We start from the raw sequence: 23,767 nt of genomic DNA, 5'->3' as shown, positions 1-23,767 counted from the left end.
GGTCAGGTCATGCTGCTGGCTGAACTGTTTGCGGGCGCGGGCACCGGCCTGCTGCTGGGACTCTTGCTGGGGCTGTCGGCCTCGCCGGTGGTGGGCGTGGTGGTGGGCGCGCTGGCCGCCCTGCTGGCCTCGTTGATCGGCCTGCGCCTGCCGGGCAAGGCAGACGCCGCCACCGAAGCCCCCGGCCCGGCACAGCGCAGGGCCAGCCATTGGCGCGCGGCGGTGTTCAGCCTGCTGTGCATCGTTGGACTGCTGAGCGGCCTCTATGTGCGCACCCACGACCTGCTCTCGCCGGCGCCGCGCAGCCTGCGGGCGCAGGTGGACGAACTCACCGCGCTGGGCTTCAGCGCCGCCGAGGCGCGCCGCATCGTGGTGCTGCACAAGCTGGACGACAGCCCCGTGCCCGCGCCCGCGTCGGCGTCCAACGCCATGCCCGGCAAGAGCCTGCTGTTCGCCGCCCAAGCCGAACGCTGCGAGCGCCTCAACCCCGAGCGTTTCAAGGACCTGGCCGCCACCGTGGCCGCCTACCGCGCGATGGACGAGCCCGCGCTGGCGCGCGTGGCCCAGGCCATCAGCAACCAGGCCGGCGACGAGGCCGCACGCATGGACCTGCTCAAGGCGGTGCTGGAGGCGGTGTGCGCCAAGCCCTGAAGATCCTGAATGCCCTGCTGGCGCTGGCTGGCCTGTCGTCGGCTTGGGGGCCGGCCAGCGCCCAGGGCAGCGAGGCGCTGGCGCGCGCCGCCGAATCCATCGTCAAGATCGAGGCCGACGCGCAGGCCGCCAGCGGCTTCATCTGGCAGGACGGCCAGCATGCGGTGACGGCCCTGCATGTGGTGGATGGCAAACAGCGCATCAGCGCGCATTACGTGGGCCCGGATGGCCGCATCCAGGCCAGCACGGCGGCCCTGGTGGAGCGCGTGCTCAAGGAGGCCGACCTGGTGCTGCTGCGCCTGCAGAACCCGCAGCCACGCAAGCCGCTCGCGCTCAGCCCCAAGGCGGCGGCGGTGCGGCAGCCGCTCGATGCCCTGGGATTTCCGCTCAATATCGCCGGCTACAGCAATACCGAGCTCAGGCTGCGCTTTGGCGGCACCCAGCTGCGCAGCATCCTGCCGCCCAAATTGCTGGCCCAGTTCACCGACTATCCCAGCATCAGCGGCGAGATCCTCAATCTGGAGGGCAATCTGGTGCCCGGCCTCTCGGGCGCGCCGCTGCTCGATGCGCAGGGCCTCTTGGTGGGCATCGCGGACGGTGGCCTGGAGGACGGGGCGGTGGGCATCTGCTGGGGCATCCCGGCCGCGCAATTGCAGCGTTTGGCGCAGTCCAGCGTGACCCGCACGCCGGGTGCTGCGCGCGTGGCGGCGCTGTTCTCGGCCGACTCGCAGGCGAGCGTCGCGCCCACCCAGCGCATGGGCGAGTTCGGCCTGACCAAGCTGCGCAGCCGCAGCTACGCGCAGCTGGCCGGCAGCGCCGACGATCAGCTGGGGCTGGCACAACTGAGCCAGTTGTTCCAGATGTTCAAGCCCAACCAGTTCCGCTACGACGTCTACCAGGAGCAGCGCACCGGCGCGACCGTGGTGCTGCCCGAGGGCGCGCGCCTGAGCGCCCAGGGCGACTGGATCAGCGTCGACACCGGCGACGCGCGCATGAGCATGCGCCTGCAGCTCAAGGCCTTGCAGCAGCCGGCCGAGGCCCAGCTGCTGGCAAGCGAATTCGAGCTCGCGCTGACGCAGCCGGGGCCGGGCGTGCAGCTGCTGAACGATCCGCAATGGAGCTATCTGCAGCCGATGACGCGCTACGGCGTGACCGTGCACCGCAAGGCCATCTTCCGCAATCTGCTGTTCAACGGCATGCCCATGCCACAGCAGTACTTCTTCGAGACCCTGGCCACCAACGGCCGCAGCCTGCTGGCGGTGGCGGCGGTGAACATGGACAGCAGCATGCCCACCGCCAACTTCGAAATGGCCTGCGCCCAGGGCCTGCGCGACGGCCGCTGCCCGCTGCTGATGCGCCAGCGGGCGCTGTGGGCCCAGATGGTGCTGGGCGTGCAGTTCTCCAGCTTCCCGCAGGCGCAGTTCTGATGACGCAGGCGCCCGCTCAGGGCAGGTTCAGCAACCAGGCGCCCAGGCCGTGGGTGGCCACATACAGCTTGCGTGCCGCCGGGATGATGGTGAGGCCGGCCACTTCCACGTTAGGCATGCCAGGCGCAGCGGCGGTCCAGCTGCTGCTGCCGGCGGCGAGGCGGAAGACGCCGAAATCGCTGGCGATGTAGAGGTCGCCGTTGAGATCGTCGCGCGCCACATCGGTGACCGGGATGTCGCCCAGGTCATGGCTGCGGTCCACCCAGCTGGCCGTGCCGGCCACCGGGTTGTAAGTGACCTCGAACACATGGCCCGGCGTGGCCGGCGTCGAAGCGCTGAAGCCGCTGTAGGAAATGCAGGCCCGATTCGGGTTGGCCGGATCGATGTGGATGCCGCTGACGAAGCGGTTCGGGTCATTCGCTGCCAGCGCGTCCAGGCGCGTCCAGGCGACCGCGCCGGCCGGTTCGGCGTCGACGTTCTTGGAGATGAAGACCCGCCCGGTGGTGGTGGCCGCCCAGGCAGTCGAGCTGTCGGAGGCGGTGCGCTCCACCGCCGCCATCGCCCCGCCGGCACGGTCGCCGCGTGCCGGCGAATTGAGGCTGGGCGCCGCGATGGGCTGCCAGTCGCCGCACTGCACCGCAAAGTCGCCGCGCCACTCATTGCAATGGCCACGGAACTCGGCCAGCGTCATGGTGCCCATGCCCCAGGTCTTGGTGCGCCAGACATTGGCCGCGCCGGCAAACATGGTCTTGCTGACCTTGGGGTCGGAGATGATGGGCACGTAGAACTGGCCGCCGGTGCCGTAGATCGGATCGCCGATCCAGTTCCAGTCGCCCATCTCGCCGCCGCTGAAGTTCACGTCGGGCGAGGCGTCGTAGAAGGTGTGGAAGCGGAACTGCGGGTCGGCCACATCGAAGCCCGACTGCCCGCCATCGCCGATCATGGTGTTGATCCAGCGCACCGGGTTGCCGCTCGATTGCCAGGTGCCGTTGTCCTGCGTGCCGCCCTGCACGATGTTGACGTTGTGCGGGCTCACCGACAGGCTCTGGAACTGCAAGGTGGACAGGCCCTTGTTCATGCTCTCCAGCTTGGAGGGCACGCGCGACAGCAGCTGCTTGCAGCGCGCCAGGCTTGCGCCACCCAGGCCGCGCGCATCGCACCATACCGACACGTCGGCGAACAGGCCGCTGGAGCGCACGATGCCGCCGTCCGAGGCCTCGAAGAAGCGGTAGGGGTTGCCGGGCTGCACCACCAGGTAATGCTGGTCGGGGTGCAGGCCGTTGGGGTTGACGGGGTCGCTGCCGTCCATGGTCATGTCGGTGAAGGACACGCCGCCATCGGTCGACAGCACCACGCCACGGCCGTTGGAGATGCCGCCGGTTTCGCCATAGGCATAGGAGCCGCCCAGGTAGACGATGTCCGGATAGCCCGCCGGCGAGACCACGAAGTTGTCGTACCAGCATTGGCCGCTGCAGAAGTTGTAGGAGCCATAGCCGGGGTTGGCGGGGTTGTTGCTTGTCATGTCGCTGAACACCGGCGCGGCGCTGCGCGCGTCGTCGCTGCGGAACAGGCGGGCGTAGGGTGCGCCGACATTGCCCTCGGCCACGTACAGGCGGGTGTTGCCGTTGGCCAACCGGTTCACCGCCAGCATCGGCCGTGTGGTGTTCTGCGCCGCATTCAAGGAGGGCTTGATCTGCACCCAGCTGGCACCGCCATCGCTGGAGCGCCACACGCCGCGGCCGAAGGAGGCCGCATAGACGGTGTTTGGATCCACCGGATCCAGCTCGACCTGGCGCACGCCGCGCGGCGAGCAGACAGTGCCATTGCCCGCCTGGGCGGGCAGCGGGATGGCCGGGCAATCGGCCGCAGATGCCGAGCCGTTGTGCAGATAGGTCCAGCTGGCACCGCCGTCGCTCGACTTGTACAGCCCCCATTGCGGTGCGCCGGGCACCAGGGTCACCACGCCGCCGGTGGCCACCGAGGAGGCACCGCGGCCGGCGCGCACCGAGGCGGCGTAGATGGTCAACGGGTCACCCGGCTTGACGGCGATCGAGCCGACCGCGCGCGCGTTGAAGGACGAAGCGCCCAGCGGGCCGGTCCAGCTGTCGCCACCGTCGGTGGACTTGTAGATGCCCACCCCGGCGATGCAGCCGCTGCCGCAGCCGTTCGCCTCACCGGTGCCCACCCACAAGGTGTTGCCGCTGGCGTCGTTCGGGTCCAGCGTGATCGAGCCGACCGCGTTGATGCCGAAGGGGCCGCTCAGGTATTGCCAATGCGGCTGGCCGTCCAGCGCATTCTTGGTGCGCCAGATGCCGCCGCCCGCGGGGGCTGCCCAGAGCCGGCATTGGCCCTGGCTGCAGTTCGGATCGATGGCCAGCGCCACCGTGCGGCCGGCGGCCACATAGTCGGTCGGGATATAGCTGAGCGAGGAACGGTAGGGCGAGCGCGGGAACAAGGCCTCCTGCGGGCCCACGCTCACGAACATGCCGGGCCGTCCCTTGCCGCTCGGGAAGTTGCGCCCCGCCAGCGCCTTGGCAGCATTGCGCGCCGCCTCGATGCGGGCGAGCGGGATGTCGTCGTCGGGATAGGCGCGCTGCAAGAAGCCGGCATCACCGGCGGCGGCCGGACCTTCGGTGGAACTGGGGGGCAGCGCCTGCTTGAGCTTGACCAGGTGTTCGCGCAGGCCGCCGGGCTTGCCGCCCTTGGGCTTGCCGAGCTTGGCGGCCTCGGCCTTGCCGGCCTGCACCGCCTCGTCGAACCTGGCGGGCTCGGCCTTGGACTCGTTGGACGGCTCGGACGCCGGGGCTGCGTGACCTAGGCCTGTCAGCACCAGGGCGCTCAGGGCTGCGAGAGTGTGAATGCGCTTCATCTGCATGTCTCCTTGCTGCACCGCGAACCGCGCGATGAGACGCCTGCGCCGGCAAGGTGTCAAACAGCAACTGAAGCCAAAACAGGTTTCACGCGCCGAGCGCGCCGGCTCAGCGCCGGAACGCCGCCTCGATCTCTTCCAGCGTCTTGCCCTTGGTCTCGGGCAGCAGGAAGGCGGCGGTGAGGAAGTACACCAGGGTGCAGCCGGCCCAGAAATAGAACATCGCCGCATAGCCATGCTGGCCCACGGTGGGCAGGAACACGGCGGCGATCACGGTGGAGACGAACTGGTTGATGAGCAGCGCGATGCTCATGCCGTTGGAGCGTATGCGCGTGGGCATCAGCTCGGAAAGCGCCAGCCACACGCACACGCCCGGGCCGACGGCGAAGAAGGCCACGAAGGCAAAGATGCAGGCCGCCACCCACCAGCCATGCGTAGCGCTGGGCACCGGGCCGATGCTGGCCTGGGCAATGCGCAGCGGCGCGCCCTCGGCATCGGCCGGGTCGGCAAAGGGGTTCAGGTGCAGGCGGCGGAAGAAGCTTCCGATCACGCCATCTGCCTGCACCGTGTCGGCGCGGCTGATGCGGATGGGCGGCAGGCCGGGCTCGTCGCTGCGGCGCGTCTGCACATTGCTGAAGGCACCATAGGCGTAGGACAGGGTCAGTTGTTGCGCCTCGCCGCCGGCCGCCGGCGCACCCAGGGTCTGCAGCAGCGCAGCGTCCAGGCGCAGCTCGAGCGCATCGTTGTGCACCAGCGCCTGCACCGCCTCGCGGCCATCGCGGCGCCCGCTCTCGGCGCTCTGGAACAGCAGGGCCGCGCCCAAGAGCGAGAGCATGATGCCGCCGCTGCCCAGCATGAGCAGGAATTTGCGGCCCTTGCGGTCCACCAACAGCACCGCCACCACCGTCATCAGCGCGTTCACCAGCTTGATCGCCACATCGGCGCCATTGGCCACCGCGCCGGGCAGGCCGGCCTGGTTGAGGATGTTGACCGCGTAGGCCAGCATGGAGTTGATGCCGGTGGCCTGGGTGCAGGCCAGCACCAGGCAGGCGAGGAAAAAGGGCAGCAGGTAGCGGCGGCTCAGCAGCGGGTCCTGCGCACTCGCGCTCGCACCCGTGCCGGCCGCGGGCGCGGCCTGCTGCATCTCGCGCAGCTCCAGCTCGGCCTGGGCGGCATCGCGGCTGCGCAGCAGCGCGGCGCGCGCCGCGGCCACGCGACCCTGGCGCACCAGCCAGCGCGGCGATTCGTTCAGCAGCAGACCGCCCAGGGTGAAGATCAGGCCGGGCGTCAGGCAGGCCCAGAAGATGCTGCGCCAGGCCTGGTCCTTGGCGGCAAACACCGCCTCGGCCGTACTGCCGGCCGCCGCCGTCACCGCCTCCACCGTGCGCGCCTGGTAGAGCCCGATCAGCGCCGCCACCACCAGGCCGATGGTGAGCAGCAGCTGGAACATCGCGGTGCCGCGGCCGCGGTTGTCGGCGCCCAGGCATTCGGCCAGGTAGAGCGGCACCACCACGCCGATCAGCCCGCCGCTGATGCCTTGCAGCAGCCGGCCCAGCAGCAGCGGCGTGTAGCCCTCGGCCAGCGCGATCACCGGGATGCTGAGCGTGAACAGCGCACCCGCCAGCAGCATCGCAGCCTTGCGGCCGACGAGGTCCGCCAGCGCACCCGCGAACAGCGAGGACAGCACGCTGCCCAGCAGCACCGCGGCGACGATGAAGCCGAGCTGCTGGGTGCTGAGCTTCCAGGCCAGCGAGGCGGTGGACTCCAGATAGGGCAAGGCGCCGGCAATGATGCCAATGTCGATGCCGTAGAGCAGGCCGCCCATGCCGGCAATGAAGAGCATGAAGCGCATCGCCCAGGCGGGCGATGCGGCGGCGGGCTGGGCCCGCGAGGCGGTGGCGTCGGTCATGGTTTGTCTCTTGCGGCTTGTTGTCGTTCAGGAAAGCGGGATCGCCTGGCCCTGCACATAGACCTCGAGCAGGCGCAGCTGTTCGTCCAGCACCAGCACATCGGCCCAGGCGCCGGGCGCGAGGCGGCCGCGCTCGGCCAGGCCGAGGAACTCGGCCGGGTATTGCGAGAGGCGTTGCGAGGCCTCGGCCAGCGGCAGACCGATGGCGACGAGGTTGCGCAGCGCCTGGTCCATGGTGAGGGCGCTGCCGGCCAGCGAGCTGCCGTCCAGCAGGCGCACGCAGCCCATGCACTTCATCACCCGCTGCGGGCCAAGCTCGTACTCGCCGTCGGGCATGCCGGTGGCCGCGGTGGCGTCGGTGATGCCATAGGCGCGCGGAATGGCGCGCAGCGCGGCACGCAGCGCGCCCGGGTGCACATGTTCCAGGTCAGGAATCAGCTCGGCGAACTCGGCATGGGCCAGCGCCGCGCCCACCATGCCGGGCTGGTAATGGTTGAGCCCGGTCATGCCGTTGAACAGATGGGTGAAGCCGCTGGCGCCGGCGCCCAGCGCAGCCACGCCGTCTTCATAGCTGCCGGCGCTGTGCCCGATCTGCACGCGCAGGCCCAGCGCCACCAGCTGCGGGATCAGGGCCAGGTGTTGCCCCACCTCGGTGGCCAGGGTCAGCACCTTGATGGGAGCCAGCGCATGCAGGCGCTGCACGCCCTCCAGCGTGGCCTCCAGCACCAGCGGCGGCTGCGCGCCCAGGCGCCGGTGGTTCAGGAACGGGCCTTCCAGGTGCACGCCCAGGATGCGGGCGGCCTGCGTGTCAGCTTGGTCCTGCGCCGCCATCGCCGCCGCCACGCCCGTCAGCGCGCGTTCGATCTGCGGCAGATGCGCCGTCATGGTGGTGGCCAGCAGGGCCGTGGTGCCATGGCGCGCATGCAGGCGCGCCAGCTTCAGCGCCGCGTCGCCGCCCTGCATCACATCCACCCCGCCGCCGCCATGCACATGCAGGTCGATGAAGCCGGGCAGGATGTAGCGCTGGGGCGCCGAGCGCTCTTCTTCAATCGCCCGCAGCCGCTCATCAAAGCTGAGCCGCCCCGGCAGCCAGCCCTGCGGGGTGAGGATCTGCCCGTGGAGCTTCTTCATCATCATTCGGCGACGATGACTTCGATGCCCAGGCGCTGCAGCCCCTCGCGGTACTCGGCGCTGATGCCGGCATCGGTGATGACGGTATGCACCCGGTCCAGCTGCACGATGCGGTGCAGGCTGACGCGGCCGAACTTGGAGGCATCGCTCAGCACGATGACCTTTTTGGCGCGCTCCACCATCTTGTGGTTGAGGCTGGCCTCGGCCTCGTGGTGGGTGGTGAGGCCGAACTGCAGGTCCAGCCCGTCCACGCCGAGAAAGAGCTTGTCGAAGCTGTAGGCGCCCAGGCAGGCCTCGGCCTGCGCGCCCTGGATCGAGAGCGACTCCTTGCGCAGGCGGCCGCCGGTGAGCATCAGCTCCAGCCCTTCGGCATCGGCCAGCTCCCAGGCGATGTTGAGGCCGTTGGTCATCACCGTGACCTGCTTGAGTGCGCGGATATGGCGCGCCAGCGGCACGGTGGTGGAGCCCGAGTCGATGATGATGTTGTCGCCCTGCTGCACCAGCTGCGCCGCGCAGGCGCCGATGCGTTCCTTCAGCGCCGCGTTGAGGGCGTCCTTCTGGCGGATGGTCTGCTCGGGCGGCGGCTGGCGCATCAGTGCGGCGCCGCCATAGCTGCGCGTCACCAGGCCCTGGGCCTCCAGGGTGGCGAGGTCGGAGCGGATGGTGACGGCCGAGACGCCCAGCAGGGGCACCAGGTCCGAGACCTGCACGCTGCCCTGCTTGACCAGCATCTGCAGGATGCGTTCGCGACGTTCGCTGGTGTTTCTCATGGTGGTGCGCAATTTGAATGAAAGGTCGGGAGCTTAGCCGCCGCAGGCGCGTGCATAGCCGGCCAGCACGCCGGCCACCTTGTGCTCGGCGAGTGCCTGGGCGCGCGGCGCCAGCCGCCCTTCGAGCACCGCCACCGCCTGCTCGGGCAGGAACTGGCTCAGCAGCGGCAGCGGCAACTCGATGGCATCCAGATTCGCGATCAGGCGATCCACGGCGGCCTGCACGCTGGGCTCGCCCCAGTAGTAACGGCAGCGGTCGCTGAAGGCATAGCGGCGCAGCAGGCGCTGTTGCTCCGGCGTGCCGCCATAGTGCTTCTGCCAATGCCTGGGCTCGGCCAGCATGGCGGCCTCCAGCACCGCTGGCAGGCCGGCGCGGTGCTCGGCGCCCAGCAGCTCGGCCTCGATGTGCGAGAGCGCGAACAAGGCCTCGCGCAACGCAAACGTGGCCGCCGGGCCGACCTTGAGGATGGCGAAATGGTCGCGCACCAGGGCACTCAACGCGGCCTCGGTCTGGTAGTCGGTGCTGTGGGCCTCGAACACCAGGCCGGGGCGCAGCGTCTGCCGGCGCAGCAGGGCCGAGAGCTCGGCCGCGGCGGCGGGCTCGTAGTGCTGCACCCGGCTGTGGTCGAAATCCACGCCCGGCTGCACCACCATCGCGATCACGCGTTCCCAGGCCGCCTGCAGGCCCTGCGCGGCAAAGGCCTGGGCATGCACTTGCAGGGTTTGCTCGGCGGCCGCCGGGGCGGTCACGGCCACGCCGCCGCCCAGCGAGGCCTCGCCGCCCGGCACCGGCACCTCGGTGCCTATCACATAGACCGGCGCGGGCCGGCCGGCCTCGGCCGCGGCGGCCTCGGCCACGCGCGCCAGCCGCGCCGAGCGCTCGGCCACCAGCGCGTCCGACAGGCGCGGCGCATCGTCCGCGCAGGCCATGCTGCAATCGAGATGGATTTTCTGAAAGCCCGCGCTCACATAGGCGTGGATCAGGGTCTCGGCATGGTCCATCGCCGCGGCCGCCGGCAGGCCCTGCCAGGCGTTCGGGCCCAGATGGTCGCCCCCCAGGATCAGGCGCTCGGCCGGCAGGCCCGCCGCCGCGGCCAGGCCATGCACATAGCTGGCGAATTGCGCGGGCGTCATGCCGGTGTAGCCGCCGAACTGGTCCACCTGGTTGGAGGTGGCCTCCACCAGCAGCGGCGTGCCGTGCGCCAGCGCCACCTGGATGGCGGCGCGCAGCACCCAGGCGTGGCTGCAGCAGACACTGGTGAGGCCCAGGGCCTTGCCCTGCTGGTGGGTCCGGAGGATCTCAAGTAGCTGGGACATGGTGATTCAATTACTCAATCAACGCGCCTGCAGCGCCAGCAGGGCCGCGCCGCGTGCGCCGCCGGCGTCGCCGAAATGCGGCGGCAGGATGGGCGGCACGCGCACGCCCTTGAAAAGATGGCGTGCCATCGCGGCAGGCAGTTCGGTGTAGAGATGGGCCAGCTTGGACAGGCCGCCCCCGAGTACGAAGGCATGCGGGTCCAGGCCCAGCATCAGCTGCGCCAGGCCATGGGCCAGCACATCCAGGTGGATCTCCAGGCAGCGACGCGCCCGCGCCTCGCCGGCGGCCGCACGCGCCGCGACCTGCGCCGTGTCCAGCGGCTCGCCGCCCAGATGCCGGTACAGCGCTTCCAGGCCCGAGCCCGAGACATAGCGCTCCAGGCAGCCGCGCAGGCCGCAGGGGCAGTCCAGCAAGGGCAGGCGGTGGCGCTCCAGCAGATGGGCCGGCAGGCTCTGATGCCCCCATTCGCCGGCCATGCCGTTGTAGCCCGCCAGCAGGCGGCCGTTGGCGCAGTAGCCGCCGCCGGCGCCGGTCCCCAAAATGACGCCGAACATGCTCGGTAAACCATCGGCCGCGCCGCCCCGGGCCTCGGAGAGCGCGAAGCATTGGCAGTCGTTGCCGATGCGCACCGGGCGCTGCAGCAGGGCCTGCATGGCGGGCACTACGCGCTGGCCGTTGAGGGCCGGCACATTCGAGCTGAGGTGGCAGCCGCTGGCCGCGTCGATCACGCCGGGCAGACCCAGGCCCACGCGGCAAGGTTCGCCCAGCACGCCGTCGGCCTCCAGCACCATCGCCTTGATGGCCTGGCAGAAGGCGTCGAAGTCCTGCCCGGGCGTGGCGATGCGGCGGCGGTGCCGTTCGGTCAAGACCTGACCCTGCACCGCATAGGCGACCAGCTCGATCTTGCTGCCGCCGATGTCGATGCCGCAGCAGGCCTGGGCTGCTTCAGTGCTCGGCATGATGATGATGAGAATGGTGGATGGTGACGCCCTGCACCACGCGGTTGACGGTGCCGTCGGGAAAGGGGTTGTCGGGGGTCAGGCCCAGGCGGGCCGACTGGTGCAGCGCGAACTGCTGCGCCATCAGGAGCCATAGCGGCGCGAGCCAGGCGTCGCCCTGCGCGGCAAGCTCGGCCAATGCGCCGGCCGGCAGGCTCCAGGCGTCGTCGGCGCCGGCGCTGGCCGAGTCCGCGGGCCCCACCGTGACGATGCGCCCGGCCACGCCGTCGCGCCGCAGCTCGTCCAGCAGGTCCTGCTCGTAGCTACGCGCCAGCGCGCCAGCGCTGCGGAACACCACCACCAGGCTGGCGGCGTTCAGTGCCGACTTGGGGCCATGGCGAAAACCCAGCGGCGTGTTGGCCAGGGCCAGGCTGCGCCCGCTGCTCAGCTCCAGCACCTTGAGCGCGGCCTCCTTGGCCAGGGCTTCCAGCGGCCCGCTGCCCAGGTACACGATGCGCTCGAAGGCCTGCTCGCCCAGGCTCGACAGGCTGGGCGCCCAGGCCTGCAGGGCCTGCTCGCCCTGCACGGCCAGCTGCTCCAGGCGCGCCAGGCGATCCGGCCAGGCGCTGCCGGGCGCTGCCAACACCGCGAGCGCCGCCAGCAGCATGCTGCTGAAGCTGCTGGTCATGGCAAAGCCGCGGTCGCAACTGGCGGCCGGCATCAAGAGGTTCAGGGTGTCGGGCCGGCCGGCGTTGTGGCGCACCAGGCTGCCCTCGGCATTGCAGCTGATGTTCAGGAACAGGCAAGGCGCGCGCAGGCGGCTGCGCAGCAGTTCCACCGTGGCCAGGCTCTCCGGGCTGTTGCCGCTGCGCGCAAACGACACCAGCAGGGTCGGCCGCTCGGGCCGCAGATACAGCTCGGGATGGCTCAGGAGGCTGGTGCTGGCGATGGCGCGCACCTCGGCGGGCCAGGCGGCGTTGAGGCCGTCGGCCGCGATCTCGCCCACATAGGCCGAGCTGCCGGCGCCGGTGAGTATCACCAGATGCTCGGGCCTGGCCAGCCAGTCGCCCAGAAAGGCCTCGATCTCGGCCTGGCCGGCGCACAGCCCGGCCGCGAGCGCGCGCCACACCGCGGGCTGTTGCGCGATTTCCTGCGCGGTGTCCAGGCCGCCCAGGGCCCGCCAGTCGTCCGGAGTGCGCTGATGCAAGAGAAGAGAGGCTTGTGATGTGACGTTCATTGCAGGGGTCAGAGTCTGGGCCGGACGATAACGCGCAGCTTTCGTCATGTCAAACAAAAGAAAGCAAAACGAAAGTTGTTTGGCTCGAACAAGTGCTGAATCGGGTTTGCAAAGGCCTGAATACGGGTCTTGATGGGGTGGTTGTGCCATGGTTTGGCAACACATCGAAAGTAATTACCGAGTTCCCAAGGCACTTCGAAAGACAAATACGCGGTCAGTCATAGTGGTTTACACCGATTAGACCGATATAGGGCCTTGTACAGCTTTCCATTCGTTGACGACTTTCGTTTCGAAACCTAGAGTTTGAACATCGGCCCATGGACTGGAAAGTTCAACGGCCTCAAGGCGAACACAGCATGAACGGACGCAGCATGAGCAGCAAGACGAGGAAGCAGCCTCGACACCGCCCCCCCATCAAGGCCGGCCTGGCCCTGGCCGCGCTGCTGGCTGGCGCCGCGGCCGGCGCCGCGCCGCTGGGTCAGCTGCGCGAGCTCAAGGCCTTGAGCCCGCAGGGCGACGGCAGCTCCGCGCAATGGGAACTGCGCACCGACACCCAGGCCCTGCTGCGCATCAGCCTGCTGCGCGCCGACCTCTTGCGCATCCAGGCCGCCGCCCGCGGCAAGCCCCTGAGCGAGCCCGGCAACAAGGCCGCGCCCATCGTCATCGCGCAGCCGGCCGGCGGCGCGGTGGCGCACCAGCTCAGCGACGCGGGCGACCACCATCTGCTGCGCACCAGCGAGTTAGCGCTGCGCATCTACAAAAAGCCGCTGCGCCTGGCCCTCTACCGCGCCGACAACCGCACGCCGCTGTGGCAGGAAACCCAGAGCCTGGACCTGGCCGACAAGCTCAGCGTGCAGACCCTGGCGAGCGACAAGGCCGAGCGCTTCTACGGCGGCGGCCAGCAGAACGGCGCCTTCGAGTTCAAGGGCCGCCAGCTGGAGATTTCCTACTCCGGCGGCTGGGAGGAAGGCGACCGCCCCAGCCCTGCGCCCTTTCTGATGAGCTCGCGCGGCTGGGGCATGCTGCGCCACAGCTGGGCCGATGGCAGCTACGACCTGCGCCAGCCCGAGCAGATCACGCTGGCACACCAGGAGGGGCGCTTCGACAGCTATTACTTCGTGGGAAAAAGCATCCGCGAGGTGCTGGCCGGCTACACCGCCCTCACCGGCCGCGCGCGCCTGCTGCCGCGCTGGGCCTATGAGTACGGCGACGCCGACTGCTACAACGACGGCGACAACATCAAGAAGCCCGGCACCGTGCCCAAGGGCTGGAGCGACGGCCCGACCGGCAAGACCCCCGACGTGATCGAGTCGGTGGCCAGGAAATACCGCGAGCACGACATGCCCGGCGGCTGGATCCTGCCCAACGACGGCTATGGCTGCGGCTACACCGAGCTGCCGCAAGTGGTGCAGGGCCTGGCCAAGTACGGCTTCAAGACCGGGCTGTGGACCGAGAACGGCGTCGACAAGATCAAGTGGGAGGTCGGCACCGCCGGCACGCGCGCGCAAAAGCTCGACGTGGCCTGGACCGGCCAGGGCTACCAGTTCTCGCTGGACGCCAACCAGGCCGCCTACCAGGGCATCCTGGACAACTCCGACGCGCGGCCCTTCCTCTGGACCGTGATGGGCTGGGCCGGCACGCAGCGCTATGCCGTCACCTGGACCGGCGATCAGAGCAGCAGCTGGGACTACATCCGCTGGCACATCCCCACCCTGATCGGCTCTGGCCTCTCGGGCCAGGCCTATGCCACCGGCGATGTGGACGCGATCTTCGGCGGCAGCCCCGAGACCTACACGCGCGACCTGCAGTGGAAGAGCTTCACCCCGGTGCTGATGGGCATGAGCGGCTGGGCCGAGCAAGCGCGCAAGCACCCCTGGGCCTACGAGGAGCCCTACCGCAGCATCAACCGCAAGTACCTGAAGCTGAAGATGCGCCTGATGCCCTATATGTACGGGCTGGCGCAGGAGGCCGAGGCGAGCGGCGCGCCGCTGGTGCGCGGCCTGATGTGGGACCACCCCGAGGATCCGAACGCCAACACTGAAGCGCGCAAATACCAGTTCATGCTGGGCCGCGAGCTGCTGGTGGCACCGGTGTATCGCAGCCAGGCCGCCAGCGGCGGCTGGCGCAAGGACATCTACCTGCCCGAGGGGCTGTGGTTCGACTACTGGGACGGCCGCCGCGCCCAGGCGGGCCAGCAAGGCCGCACGCTGGACCTGCAGGTAACGCTGGACAAGCTGCCGGTGTTCGTGCGCGCCGGCGCCATCCTGCCCATGTACCCCGAGGCGCTGTTCGATGGCGAGAAGCCCAAGGACCAGCTGACCCTGGATCTCTACCCGCATGGCGAGTCCAGCTACACGCTCTACGAGGACGATGGCCTGACGCGCCGCTACCAGCAGGGCGAATCCAGCCAGCAGCTCATCAGCATGCGCGCGCCCAGCACCGGCGCCGCGGGCGACACCCACATCAGCGTCGGCGCGGTGCAGGGCAGCTATGCCGGCCAGGAGGCCCAGCGCAGCATCGCCCTGCTGGTCCACACCCAGGCCCGGCCCCAGGCGGTGACGCTGCAGGGTCAGGTCTTGCCCGAGCTGGCCAATGCCGCCGCCTTCGAAGCCGCCGCACAGGGCTGGCACTACGACGCGGCGGACCGCCTGGGCACCGTCAAGATCAAGACCGCCAAGCGCGACATCCGCCAGGGCGCCGAGTTCGCCGTCCTGATCGCCGCCGGCACGCCGCAGACCCTGAGCGGCGACTTCCCCGCCGCCCCCGCGCTGGGCCGCGAGGTGCCGGTGGACAGTCTGCATGTGGTGAACCGCCCGGCCGAGGAGCCCGGCCACCCGATCGAGAACGCCTTCGACGGCAAGCCCGAGACCTGGTTCCGCAGCACGCGCAACCAGGCCATGAAGACGGGGCCGCATGAATGGGTGCTGGGCCTGGGCGAGCGCCGCCTGATCGACGGCATCGAGCTGGCGCCGCGCAACGACAAGAACTGGCAGTACGGCCAGATCCGCGACTACGAGGTCTACCTGGCCGACAACAACGGCGACTGGGGCCAGCCGGTGCAGCGCGGCCGCCTGGCGTTGAAGGAGGGCAAGCAGGCCATCAGCTTCAAGCCCACCGCCGGCCGCCTCTTGCGCTTCCGCGTGCTGAGCGTTCACAACCCCGATGCCGAGGAGGCCGCCAGCGCCGTGGACCCCATGGTCACGGCCGCCGCTGCTGCGCCCGCCCAGGCCAAGACCTACAACGCCTTTGTGCCGGCCGAGGTGCCGCCCATCGTTCTCTCGGAGTTCCATGTGATGGAGCATCGTGGCGCGGCCGACGCCGAGCCGACGCAGCGTTATCTCTCCGATCTGCCCGCCCTGCCCCAGGGCTGGGCCAGGGACCGCGCGGCCAGCGCCGCCAAGCCCGAGCTGCGCATGAACGGCCTGCAGTTCCGCAAGGGCCTGGGCGTGCGCCCCGGCGCCACCCTGGGGCTCACGCTCAAGGGCGCATGGAGCACCTTCCGCGCCGACGTCGGCATCGACGACAGCTGCCGCAATGCCGGCGGCGCGATGGAATTCCAGGTCTGGGGTGACGGCCGCCTGCTTTACAGCAGCGGCGCGGTGCGGGCCCCGGCCGTCGTCAAGCCCGAGCTCGATGTGCGCGGCCTGCAAACGCTGCAGTTGCGCAGCCTGGGCGCCGGCGCAGCCGCCGCCAGCTGCGGCAACTGGGCCAACGCCGCCCTGCTCGGCCCCGCCGACGCCAGCCTAGGAATCACCCGCTAAGCCCCGACCCAAGGGTCCGATTTGCCAGAACAAGGTGGCGCTGACCACCTCCACCAGGAGATAGAAGAGATGAAACCGACCAAGCTGTTTGCCTTGCTGGCCACCGCCGGCCTGACCACCCTGAGCCATGCCGCCGACACCGAGGCTGGCGCCGACAAGCTCGAACGCGTGGAGGTCACCGGCTCCAGCATCAAGCGCCTGAACGCCGAGACCGCCTCGCCGGTGCAGGTGATTGACTCCAAGCAGATCGAGAACATGGGCGCCCGCACCCTCATGCAGGTGCTCGACAACCTGCCCGCCGCGCGCCCGGCGCAGCAGGACTTCCGCTCCATGTTCACCGGCTCGGACGGTGCCTCGCAGGCGAATCTACGCGGCCTGGGCGCCGCCGGCACCCTGGTGCTCTTGAACGGCCGCCGCCTCTCCTTCTACGGTGCGCCCGAGGGCTTCCAGACCCAGTTCGTCAACATCGACTCGATTCCGGCCGCGGCCATCGAGCGCATGGAAATCCTCACCGACGGTGCCTCCGCCATCTATGGCTCCGACGCCGTGGCCGGCGTGATCAACGTCATCACCAAGAAGTCCTACCAGGGCCTGGAGCTGAGCGCCAGCACCGACAAGTCCAGCCGCGTCAGCAGCTATGGCGAGCACCAGGCCAGCCTGGTGGCCGGTTTTGGCGACCTTAACCAGGACCGCTTCAACCTCTACGCCTCGGTCAACCTCTACAAGCGCGATCGCATCGCCGAGGCCGACACCTACGACAAGCGTCCCGAGCAGTTCTACCTCAACAACCCGACCTATATCCGCGACTTCCGCATCGGTACGGGCACCGAGCCCGGCGTGCTCAACACCGGCACCTTGTTCGTGTTCGACAAGAACAAGGGCAATGCGCGCTCGCAGCAGGCCGCGCCCGGCTGCACCACCACCGTCACCGAAGCCTCGGGCACGCGCTGCATCTGGAACAGCCTGCCCTATGCACTGGACACCGGCCCCAAGTCCGAGCGCGCCACCCTGTTCCTGGCGGGTCGCCTGAACATCAGCCCGAGCATGGAAGGCTTTGCCGAGGCCGCCTACACCCATATCGACATGCGCGGCGAAAACGGCCCGCGCACTTTCAGCAGCGGCCGCACCAACAACTGGTACTCGCGCAACACCGGCACCACGCTCAACACCTTCGTCACGCCCTTCCTGGGGCCCAACAACGTCTACAACAAGCTCAGCCCCGATCTGAAGGACAAGATGGGCGGCGCCGCCGGCCTGAGCTATCTGATGCAGGATGCGGTGGGCCATTTCGGCCAGGAAAACACCGACAACAGCTACCGCGTGATGGGTGGCCTGCGCGGCTCGCTGGGCAACTGGGACTATGAGACCGCGCTCAGCATGGCCGGCAGCCATTCGACCCTGTTCCAGACCGTCAACATCAACACCGTGGGCTTCGAGAAGGCCTTCGGCCCCTTCACCAAGGATCCGGTCACCGGCCGGACCTATATCGCCGACAAGCCGGCCTATGAGTTCGGCGTCATCAACGAGAAGAACGCCGCCCTCTTGCGCGAGGCCTATCCGACCTTCGACATCCAGTCCTGGACCAAGCTGCTGGCCTTCGATGCCAAGGTGGAGGGTGCGGTCTACAAGTTGCCGGCCGGCGAGGTGCGCACCGCCCTGGGCGTGAACCTGATGCGCGAGTCCTTCCTGACGCCGGGCAACGCCGAGGCGGCCAACGGCCATATCACCCAGCAGGGCGGCTCCTGGTTCGATGGCAAGCGCACCATAGGCGCGGTATTCGCCGAGACCATCGTCCCCATCACCAAGGACCTGGAGGCCAACGTCGCCGCGCGCGTCGACAAATACCCGCACTTCGGCGCCAACCTGGCACCCAAGTTCGGGCTGAAGTTCCGCGCCACCCCCGAGCTGCTGCTGCGCGGCACCTACTCCGAGGGTTTCCGCGCGCCCAACCTGGCCGAGTCCGGCGAGGGCGGCGTGTACGCGCAGCGCGGCGGCATGCAGGACACCATACGCTGCGACGAGACCAATGCGATCGCCAATTTGCTGCTGAAGTCGACGCTGGCCACCGACCAGGACCTGGGCAAGACGCTCAAGAACAGCAACTGCAGCACCACCATCGCCGGCCTGACCCCGCCCAACAAGAACCTGCAGCCCGAGAAGGCCAAGATCTCGACCCTGGGCTTTGTCTACCAGCCCAGCAAGCAGTTCGACATCTCGGCCGACTACTGGTTCGCCTACCGCCGCAACGAGATCGTGCGGCTGGACTTCCAGGAGCTCTACGACAAGCTGGTGGAGCAGTATGGCCCAGCCCTGGTCGGCGCGCCGAATGTGATTCGCAACCCGATCTCGGACGCTGACCGCGCCAATGCCGCGGCGGTGGTGGCGATGTGCGCGAACCCGGCGAATGCCGCGGTCTGCAGCGGTATTGCCAAGCTGCCGAGCTACTCGGTGGGCAATCTGGCCGGCATGTCCAATCGTTATCTGAACCGCGGCCGCACCCTGCTCGACGGCTTCGACATCGACGCGCATGCCCGCTTCACGCTGGGTGAACTCGGCAAGCTCAATCTGGGTGTGGCCGCCACCATCATGAACCGCCTCACCAACAATGGCGAGGGCGACGGCGGCTTCTCGCAGAACTATGTGGGCTACTACGGCCAACCCAAGCTGCGCGCCACCTTCAATGCCGACTGGGCCTACCGCGACTTCGTCACCAGCCTGTTCGTGAACTACACCGGCGCCAGCAAGTGGGCCTATGACAAGAACGACGAGGAAAACAACAACCCCTCGACCTGCACCGCCGCCGATGTGGAGCTGCCGGCCAAGCTGTGCGGCGGCGTGCCGGCGCATTACACCGTCAACCTGGCCTTCAACTGGACACCGATCAAGGACCTGAAGCTGGGCCTCAACATCAAGAACCTCTTCAACTACAAGCCCTACTACGACCCCAACGGCTGGGAAGGCTACGACCACAGCCTGAACCTGTTCGGCCGCATGGTGAGCGTGTCGGCCAGCTACAAGTTCAAGTAAGCGCCCTCGCCGGCGGCGCGCGCCGCGCCGCCGGCTCATCCCCTTTGATTGATCGCATGTTTTCGCGAGGTGAGCCCATGTCCGCTTCGATCCTGAAGTCTCCCCGCCTGGCCACGCTGGCGGGCCTGTGCGCGGCGCTGGCCGGCTGCGGTGGCGGTGCCGCCGTGAATCCGCCGGCCGCGCCCGCGCAGGCGCCGTCCGTGGCACCGTCGGCCAATGCCCTGGCCGGCGCCGAGCCGGCGGACTGCCCAGCCCGCAGCATCGTCACCGCGCTGACGCCTGACGCCGGCGTGGCGCGCGTCGGCTCGGTCTACTCAAGCACGCTTTACGACCCCGCCATCGAGTCCGGCAACCAGACCCACCAGCCGCGCAAGCTGAAGGTGCGCGTGACGCTGGACGGCCAGCCGGTGGCCGGCTGCACGGTGCGCTGGACGCCGCGCGATGGCGAACTCAAGAGCGGCTGGGTGTTCCCCGACAGCCCGCGCACCGATGCCTACGGCCGCGCCAGCGCCTGGTGGACCGCAGGCAGCCAGCTCAAGCAGGCGCTGGACATCAGCATCCGCCGCGCCGATGGCAGCAACGCCGGCGCCGCCATCACCGGCGAGGCGAAGAAGCACCAGACCCGCGCCAACTCCATCCACATCAGCTGGAGCAGCCCGGCCTGGGACCGCTTCAGCGCCGAGGTCACGCCGCTCACCTGGGAGCCCACCACCTACTACGAGGTGATCGGCTTCAACGGCGGCTATGGCGGCGTGCAGTCGCACCAGCTGCTGTTCTCGCTGTGGGACGTGAACGGCATCAGCCCCGAGGTGATCGACCCGGGCATCTCCAACTGCAGCAATTTCGGCGGCGAAGGTACCGGTATCAAGTGCGAATCGCCCTTCAAGCCCGCCGTCAACCGGGCCTACCGCTTTGAGCTGGAGCTGGCCGCGGCGCCCGGCGGCAAGCAGGACTACAGCATGTACTTCACCGACACCGGCACCGGTCTGCGGCAGAAGCTCGCCACCATGCGCCTGCCCAAACCGCTGGCCCAGGCCGGCGCCTATGGCTTTGTGGAGGACTGGAGCAAGCAGGGCAACGACTGCCTGGACAACAAGCTGCGCGCTGCCAGCTACGGCCAGGTGCGCTACCGAGACGCCGCCAGCGGCCAATGGGTGGAGGTGCTGAAGGCCAAGGGCACGGCGGTCTACACCCCGGACCACAACGAGATCTGCAGCAACTACCAGTTCGGCTACGAGAACGGCCGCTTCAAGCTCAGCACCGGCGGCACGGCCGTCGGCCAGCCGCTCAACCTGCCCGGCGGGCCGCGCAGCGTGCCCATGCCCTGGGAAGAGCCGCCGCCGCCCAAGCCCTTCAGCCTGGGCCTGAACACCCTGGTGAATCTGGGCAGTGCCGGCATGGCGCTGGACGTGGTGGCCGGCGGCACCAGCCCCGGCACCAATGTAGAGGCCTACCCGCTGCATGGCGGCACGGCCCAGCAATGGGACATCAGCCTCGTGCGGCCCGGCGTCTACAAGCTCATCAATCCGCGCAGCGGCCTGGCACTGGAGGTGGCCGGCACGGCCGTGGGCAGCAATGTCGACATCTACACTGCCAACGGCAGCGCCGCGCAGGAGTGGAACATCGTGCAGATCAGGCCTGGGGTCTATGCGCTCATCAATGTGGGCAGCGGACTGGCGCTCGACATCGCGGGCGGCAGCATGGCCGCCGGCGCCAACGTGCTGGCCTGGACCCCTGGCGAAGGCGCGACCCAGGAATGGCAGATCAACGCCCTGCCCTGAACCATCCCCTCAAGACATCAGACCATGTTGAACCGCAGAAATTTCGTTGCCCTCTCCTCCGCCGCGCTGGGCGCAGCGGCATTCCCCACCCTGGCCCGCGCCAGCGGCGAGAAGCTGCGCCTGGGCCTGATCGGCACCGGCATGCGGGGCCAGGTCTTGCTCAAGGAGCTGCTGCGCCGCGACGACGTCGAGGTGGCGGCGCTGTGCGATATCGAGCCCATCATGCTGGGCCGCGCACTGGCGATGGTGGAGCGCTACAAAAAGGCCAGGCCGCAGACCTACGGCGAGACAGGAGATGCCTTCGCCTACCGCAAGCTGCTCGATCAAAAAGGGCTGGACGGCGTCATCATCGCCACCCCCTGGGAGCTGCACGCGCAGATGGCCATCGACGCCATGAATGCCAAGGTCGCGGTGGGCTGCGAGGTGGTGGCCGGCGTGACGCTGCAAGACCATTGGGATGTGCTGCGCACCCAGCAGCGCACCGGCACGCCCTACATGCTGTTGGAGAACGTCTGCTACCGGCGCGATGTGATGGCGGTGCTGCAGATGGTGCGCGCCGGCCTGTTCGGCGAGATCGTGCACCTGCAGGGCGGCTACCAGCATGATCTGCGCGCGGTGAAGTTCAATAGCGGCGATCCGGCCAAGCCCTATGGCGGCGGTGTGGAGTTCGGCGCCAAGGGCTGGAGCGAGGCGCGCTGGCGCACCGAGCATTCCCTCAAGCGCAATGGCGAGCTCTACCCCAGCCACGGCATCGGCCCCTGCGCCATGGCGGTGAACATCCACCGCGGCAACCGCTTCACCCATATCAACAGCTTTGCCAGCAAGGCGCGCGGCCTGCAGGACTATGTGGGCAGGAAGATGGGCGCCAAGGAGCACCCCAATGCCAAGCTCGGCTACAAGCTCGGCGATGTGGTCACCACCACGCTCGCCTGCGAGAACGGCGAGACCATCCTCTTGCAGCACGACACCTCGCTGCCACGCCCCTACTCGCTGGGTTTCCGCGTGCAGGGCACCGACGGCATCTGGATGGACGTGAACCACAGCATCCATATCGAGGGCAAGAGCAAGCCGCATGAATGGGAGGACTTCCAGGCCTACCAGGACCGCTACGAGCATCCGCTGTGGAAGAAGTACGCCAAGACCGCCGAGGGCGCGGGCCATGGCGGCATGGACTTCTTCGTGGTCCACGCCTTTGTCGAGGCGCTCAAGGCGAACGCCCCCATGCCCATCGACATCTACGACGCGGTGGCCTGGAGCGCGATCACGCCGCTCTCGGAGCAGTCCATCGCCGAGGGCTTCAGGACCCTGGCCTTCCCCGACTTCACCGAAGGGCAGTGGAAGAGCCGCAAGCCGATCTTTGCGTTCGACGATCGCTACTGAGTGCCCATCCATATGCCGAAGCCTGTCTTCAAGCACTGGTGCTCAGCGTTGCTGCTGAGCCTGCACGGCACCTTGCTGGCACAAAGCGCGCTGGCCCCCTTGCCCGCGAGCACCCCTCCCATGGGATGGATGAGTTGGAACCTGCTTGGTGACCAGGTCAACGAGCGGGACTTGAAGGCAATGGCGGACGCCATGATTGCCAGCGGCATGCGCAAAGCCGGCTACGACCACCTGTTCATCGACGATGGCTGGCAAGGGGGGCGCGACGAGACCAAGCAGTTGATCGCCGATCCTAAGAAGTTTCCCTCGGGCATCAAGGCACTGGCCGACTACCTGCATGCCCGTGGCCTCAAGCTCGGCATCTACAGCGACGCCGCGCCGCTGACCTGTGCGGGCTACATGGGCAGCCTGGGCTTTGAAGACCAGGACGCCAAGACCTTTGCCGACTGGGGCGTCGACTTCCTCAAGTACGACTACTGCAACGCCCCCCCGGGCACCGCCACCGCCGTTGCGCGCTATCGCCGCATGGGCGAAGCCCTGGCGAACTCCGGCCGAACCATCCTCTACAGCATCTGCGAGTGGGGGGACCGTCAACCTTGGAAGTGGGCGGCCGAGGTGGGGGGGCATCTTTGGCGCACCACTGCGGACATCCGAGACAAATGGAAAAAGCTGCCGCAAGAATCCAGCGGCGTTGGGATCCTCGATGTCTACGACATCAACGTCGAACTGCAGAGCTACGCGGCACCCGGCCGTTGGAACGATGCCGACATGCTGGTCGTGGGCCTGCGTGGCCATGCGGGTCCCGCAGCACTGCTGGGCGGGGCGGGCGCCAGTGACATCGAGTACCAGAGCCAATTTGCACTCTGGGCCATGATGCACTCGCCGCTGTATGCCTCCAATGACCTTCGCCGCATGAGTGCAGCCACCCTGCGCATCTTGGGCAATACGGAAGTCATAGCACTGAATCAGGACCCATTGGGCAAGGCGGCGGTGAGGGTGATCCACGCACCACCCTGGGACGTGCTGGTCAAGCCGCTGGCCAATGGCGACACCGCAGTGGCGATCCTGAATCGCGCCGACCAGGCCGCCGCCTACAGCCTGCCCTTTGAGGCCCTTGGGATACAGGGCGCCGTGCCGGTGCGCGATCTGCACGCACACAAGGATCTCGGGCGCATGGCGCAGTGGCGAGGCACCTTGGCCGGGCATGAGACCAAACTTCTGCGCCTGAGGGCCGCGCCACGCGGATAGACCACAGCGACTTGCGATCGCCTCATGACGATCCTCATTCCAAACAAATTCCGGCGGGGCAAGCCAGGCCAAGCCAAACATCATCATGCCCCTACGTCAAGCCATCGCCGTATGCGTCGCGTTCGCGGCCCTTGCACTCAGCCCGCCGGCCCAGGCCGAGCAAGCGCCGCTGAAAGCGGCTCGGCTGGTTTTGGAGCGCGTGCTTGGCCCACGCGCTCAGACCATCAAACTCGCGCGCACCCACCTCGCCACCCGCCGCAAAGGCAGCACAGTGACCCGTCAAGACCACGATCAGCTTCGACATCAGCGGGGGCCGACGC

Annotated in this window: 15 protein-coding genes; 7 read left to right on the top strand and 8 right to left on the bottom strand. The window is 68.6% G+C overall.

Features of this window, described 5'->3' with window-relative positions:
- The first annotated feature begins 9 nt into the window (after positions 1 to 9).
- Both WG898_RS11050 and WG898_RS11045 read left to right on the top strand, forming a co-directional pair.
- Positions 10 to 651 carry a hypothetical protein gene (locus tag WG898_RS11050; protein ID WP_339602841.1) on the top strand — a complete coding sequence of 214 codons (642 nt, stop codon included), beginning with the start codon at positions 10 to 12 and terminating at the stop codon, positions 649 to 651.
- The gene (locus WG898_RS11045) at positions 636 to 2,078 is read left to right on the top strand and encodes a S1 family peptidase (RefSeq protein ID WP_339602840.1); all 1,443 of its coding nucleotides are present in this window, start codon (positions 636 to 638) and stop codon (positions 2,076 to 2,078) included. The genes WG898_RS11050 and WG898_RS11045 overlap by 16 nt, the downstream gene beginning before the upstream one ends.
- A gap of 16 nt (positions 2,079 to 2,094) precedes the next feature.
- Here WG898_RS11045 and WG898_RS11040 read toward each other — a convergent pair whose 3' ends face one another.
- The 7 genes from WG898_RS11040 to WG898_RS11010 all read right to left on the bottom strand — a co-directional run bounded on the left by WG898_RS11040 (position 2,095) and on the right by WG898_RS11010 (position 12,220).
- Positions 2,095 to 4,947 carry a WD40/YVTN/BNR-like repeat-containing protein gene (locus WG898_RS11040; RefSeq protein WP_339602839.1) on the bottom strand — a complete coding sequence of 951 codons (2,853 nt, stop codon included), beginning with the start codon at positions 4,945 to 4,947 and terminating at the stop codon, positions 2,095 to 2,097.
- A gap of 109 nt (positions 4,948 to 5,056) precedes the next feature.
- Positions 5,057 to 6,856, bottom strand: coding sequence for an MFS transporter (locus tag WG898_RS11035; protein ID WP_339602838.1), 1,800 nt, complete (start codon positions 6,854 to 6,856; stop codon positions 5,057 to 5,059).
- Between the two features lie 27 nt (positions 6,857 to 6,883).
- Positions 6,884 to 7,990, bottom strand: coding sequence for an N-acetylglucosamine-6-phosphate deacetylase (locus WG898_RS11030; protein WP_339602963.1), 1,107 nt, complete (start codon positions 7,988 to 7,990; stop codon positions 6,884 to 6,886).
- Positions 7,990 to 8,757, bottom strand: a complete 768-nt coding sequence (locus WG898_RS11025) for a DeoR family transcriptional regulator (RefSeq protein WP_339602837.1) — start codon at positions 8,755 to 8,757, stop codon at positions 7,990 to 7,992. Before WG898_RS11025 ends, WG898_RS11030 begins: the two co-directional genes overlap by 1 nt.
- 33 nt (positions 8,758 to 8,790) lie before the next feature.
- Positions 8,791 to 10,074, bottom strand: a complete 1,284-nt coding sequence (locus tag WG898_RS11020; protein ID WP_339602836.1) for a D-tagatose-bisphosphate aldolase, class II, non-catalytic subunit — start codon at positions 10,072 to 10,074, stop codon at positions 8,791 to 8,793.
- 18 nt (positions 10,075 to 10,092) lie between these two features.
- Complete coding sequence (locus WG898_RS11015) at positions 10,093 to 11,034, bottom strand: ROK family protein (RefSeq protein ID WP_339602835.1); 942 nt, start codon at positions 11,032 to 11,034, stop codon at positions 10,093 to 10,095.
- A complete protein-coding gene (locus WG898_RS11010; RefSeq protein ID WP_339602834.1) occupies positions 11,021 to 12,220 on the bottom strand; it encodes an AgaS family sugar isomerase in 1,200 nt (399 codons plus the stop codon). The genes WG898_RS11015 and WG898_RS11010 overlap by 14 nt, the downstream gene beginning before the upstream one ends.
- A 401-nt stretch (positions 12,221 to 12,621) precedes the next feature.
- On the opposite strand from WG898_RS11010, the gene WG898_RS11005 reads away from it, so the two are divergent.
- The 5 genes from WG898_RS11005 (at position 12,622) to WG898_RS10985 (ending at position 23,447) form a co-directional block, all read left to right on the top strand.
- The gene (locus WG898_RS11005; RefSeq protein WP_339602833.1) at positions 12,622 to 16,011 is read left to right on the top strand and encodes a TIM-barrel domain-containing protein; all 3,390 of its coding nucleotides are present in this window, start codon (positions 12,622 to 12,624) and stop codon (positions 16,009 to 16,011) included.
- Positions 16,012 to 16,080: 69 nt separating this feature from the next.
- Positions 16,081 to 19,038, top strand: coding sequence for a TonB-dependent receptor plug domain-containing protein (locus tag WG898_RS11000; RefSeq protein WP_339602832.1), 2,958 nt, complete (start codon positions 16,081 to 16,083; stop codon positions 19,036 to 19,038).
- Positions 19,039 to 19,115: 77 nt separating this feature from the next.
- Entirely contained in the window at positions 19,116 to 20,819 is a 1,704-nt protein-coding gene (locus WG898_RS10995; RefSeq protein WP_339602831.1) for a DUF3472 domain-containing protein, read from the top strand.
- A 24-nt stretch (positions 20,820 to 20,843) separates the two neighbouring features.
- Positions 20,844 to 22,199: a Gfo/Idh/MocA family protein gene (locus WG898_RS10990; RefSeq protein ID WP_339602830.1), complete on the top strand. Its 1,356-nt coding sequence runs from the start codon at positions 20,844 to 20,846 to the stop codon at positions 22,197 to 22,199.
- A 12-nt stretch (positions 22,200 to 22,211) separates the two neighbouring features.
- The gene (locus tag WG898_RS10985) at positions 22,212 to 23,447 is read left to right on the top strand and encodes a glycoside hydrolase family 27 protein (RefSeq protein ID WP_339602829.1); all 1,236 of its coding nucleotides are present in this window, start codon (positions 22,212 to 22,214) and stop codon (positions 23,445 to 23,447) included.
- A 91-nt stretch (positions 23,448 to 23,538) separates the two neighbouring features.
- Here the strand turns inward: WG898_RS10985 and WG898_RS10980 are convergent, their stop codons facing one another.
- Positions 23,539 to 23,751: a hypothetical protein gene (locus WG898_RS10980; RefSeq protein ID WP_339602828.1), complete on the bottom strand. Its 213-nt coding sequence runs from the start codon at positions 23,749 to 23,751 to the stop codon at positions 23,539 to 23,541.
- Positions 23,752 to 23,767 lie beyond the last annotated feature (16 nt).

The organism is Paucibacter soli, assembly GCF_037482845.1.
GTDB lineage: Bacteria > Pseudomonadota > Gammaproteobacteria > Burkholderiales > Burkholderiaceae_C > Paucibacter_B > Paucibacter_B soli.
Note: the sequence above shows the minus strand (reverse complement) of the source record. Positions and strands in the feature narration are given on the sequence as shown.

What these genes read in the sequence shown, in the direction of transcription:
- WG898_RS11050 (WP_339602841.1), top strand. Translation starts at nt 10, where the DNA reads ATGCTGCTGGCTGAACTGTTTGCGGGCGCGGGCACCGGCCTGCTGCTG.
- WG898_RS11040 (WP_339602839.1), bottom strand. Translation starts at nt 4,947, where the DNA reads ATGAAGCGCATTCACACTCTCGCAGCCCTGAGCGCCCTGGTGCTGACA.
- WG898_RS11035 (WP_339602838.1), bottom strand. Translation starts at nt 6,856, where the DNA reads ATGACCGACGCCACCGCCTCGCGGGCCCAGCCCGCCGCCGCATCGCCC.
- WG898_RS11030 (WP_339602963.1), bottom strand. Translation starts at nt 7,990, where the DNA reads ATGATGAAGAAGCTCCACGGGCAGATCCTCACCCCGCAGGGCTGGCTG.
- WG898_RS11025 (WP_339602837.1), bottom strand. Translation starts at nt 8,757, where the DNA reads ATGAGAAACACCAGCGAACGTCGCGAACGCATCCTGCAGATGCTGGTC.
- WG898_RS11020 (WP_339602836.1), bottom strand. Translation starts at nt 10,074, where the DNA reads ATGTCCCAGCTACTTGAGATCCTCCGGACCCACCAGCAGGGCAAGGCC.
- WG898_RS11015 (WP_339602835.1), bottom strand. Translation starts at nt 11,034, where the DNA reads ATGCCGAGCACTGAAGCAGCCCAGGCCTGCTGCGGCATCGACATCGGC.
- WG898_RS11005 (WP_339602833.1), top strand. Translation starts at nt 12,622, where the DNA reads ATGAGCAGCAAGACGAGGAAGCAGCCTCGACACCGCCCCCCCATCAAG.
- WG898_RS11000 (WP_339602832.1), top strand. Translation starts at nt 16,081, where the DNA reads ATGAAACCGACCAAGCTGTTTGCCTTGCTGGCCACCGCCGGCCTGACC.
- WG898_RS10995 (WP_339602831.1), top strand. Translation starts at nt 19,116, where the DNA reads ATGTCCGCTTCGATCCTGAAGTCTCCCCGCCTGGCCACGCTGGCGGGC.
- WG898_RS10990 (WP_339602830.1), top strand. Translation starts at nt 20,844, where the DNA reads ATGTTGAACCGCAGAAATTTCGTTGCCCTCTCCTCCGCCGCGCTGGGC.
- WG898_RS10985 (WP_339602829.1), top strand. Translation starts at nt 22,212, where the DNA reads ATGCCGAAGCCTGTCTTCAAGCACTGGTGCTCAGCGTTGCTGCTGAGC.
- WG898_RS10980 (WP_339602828.1), bottom strand. Translation starts at nt 23,751, where the DNA reads ATGTCGAAGCTGATCGTGGTCTTGACGGGTCACTGTGCTGCCTTTGCG.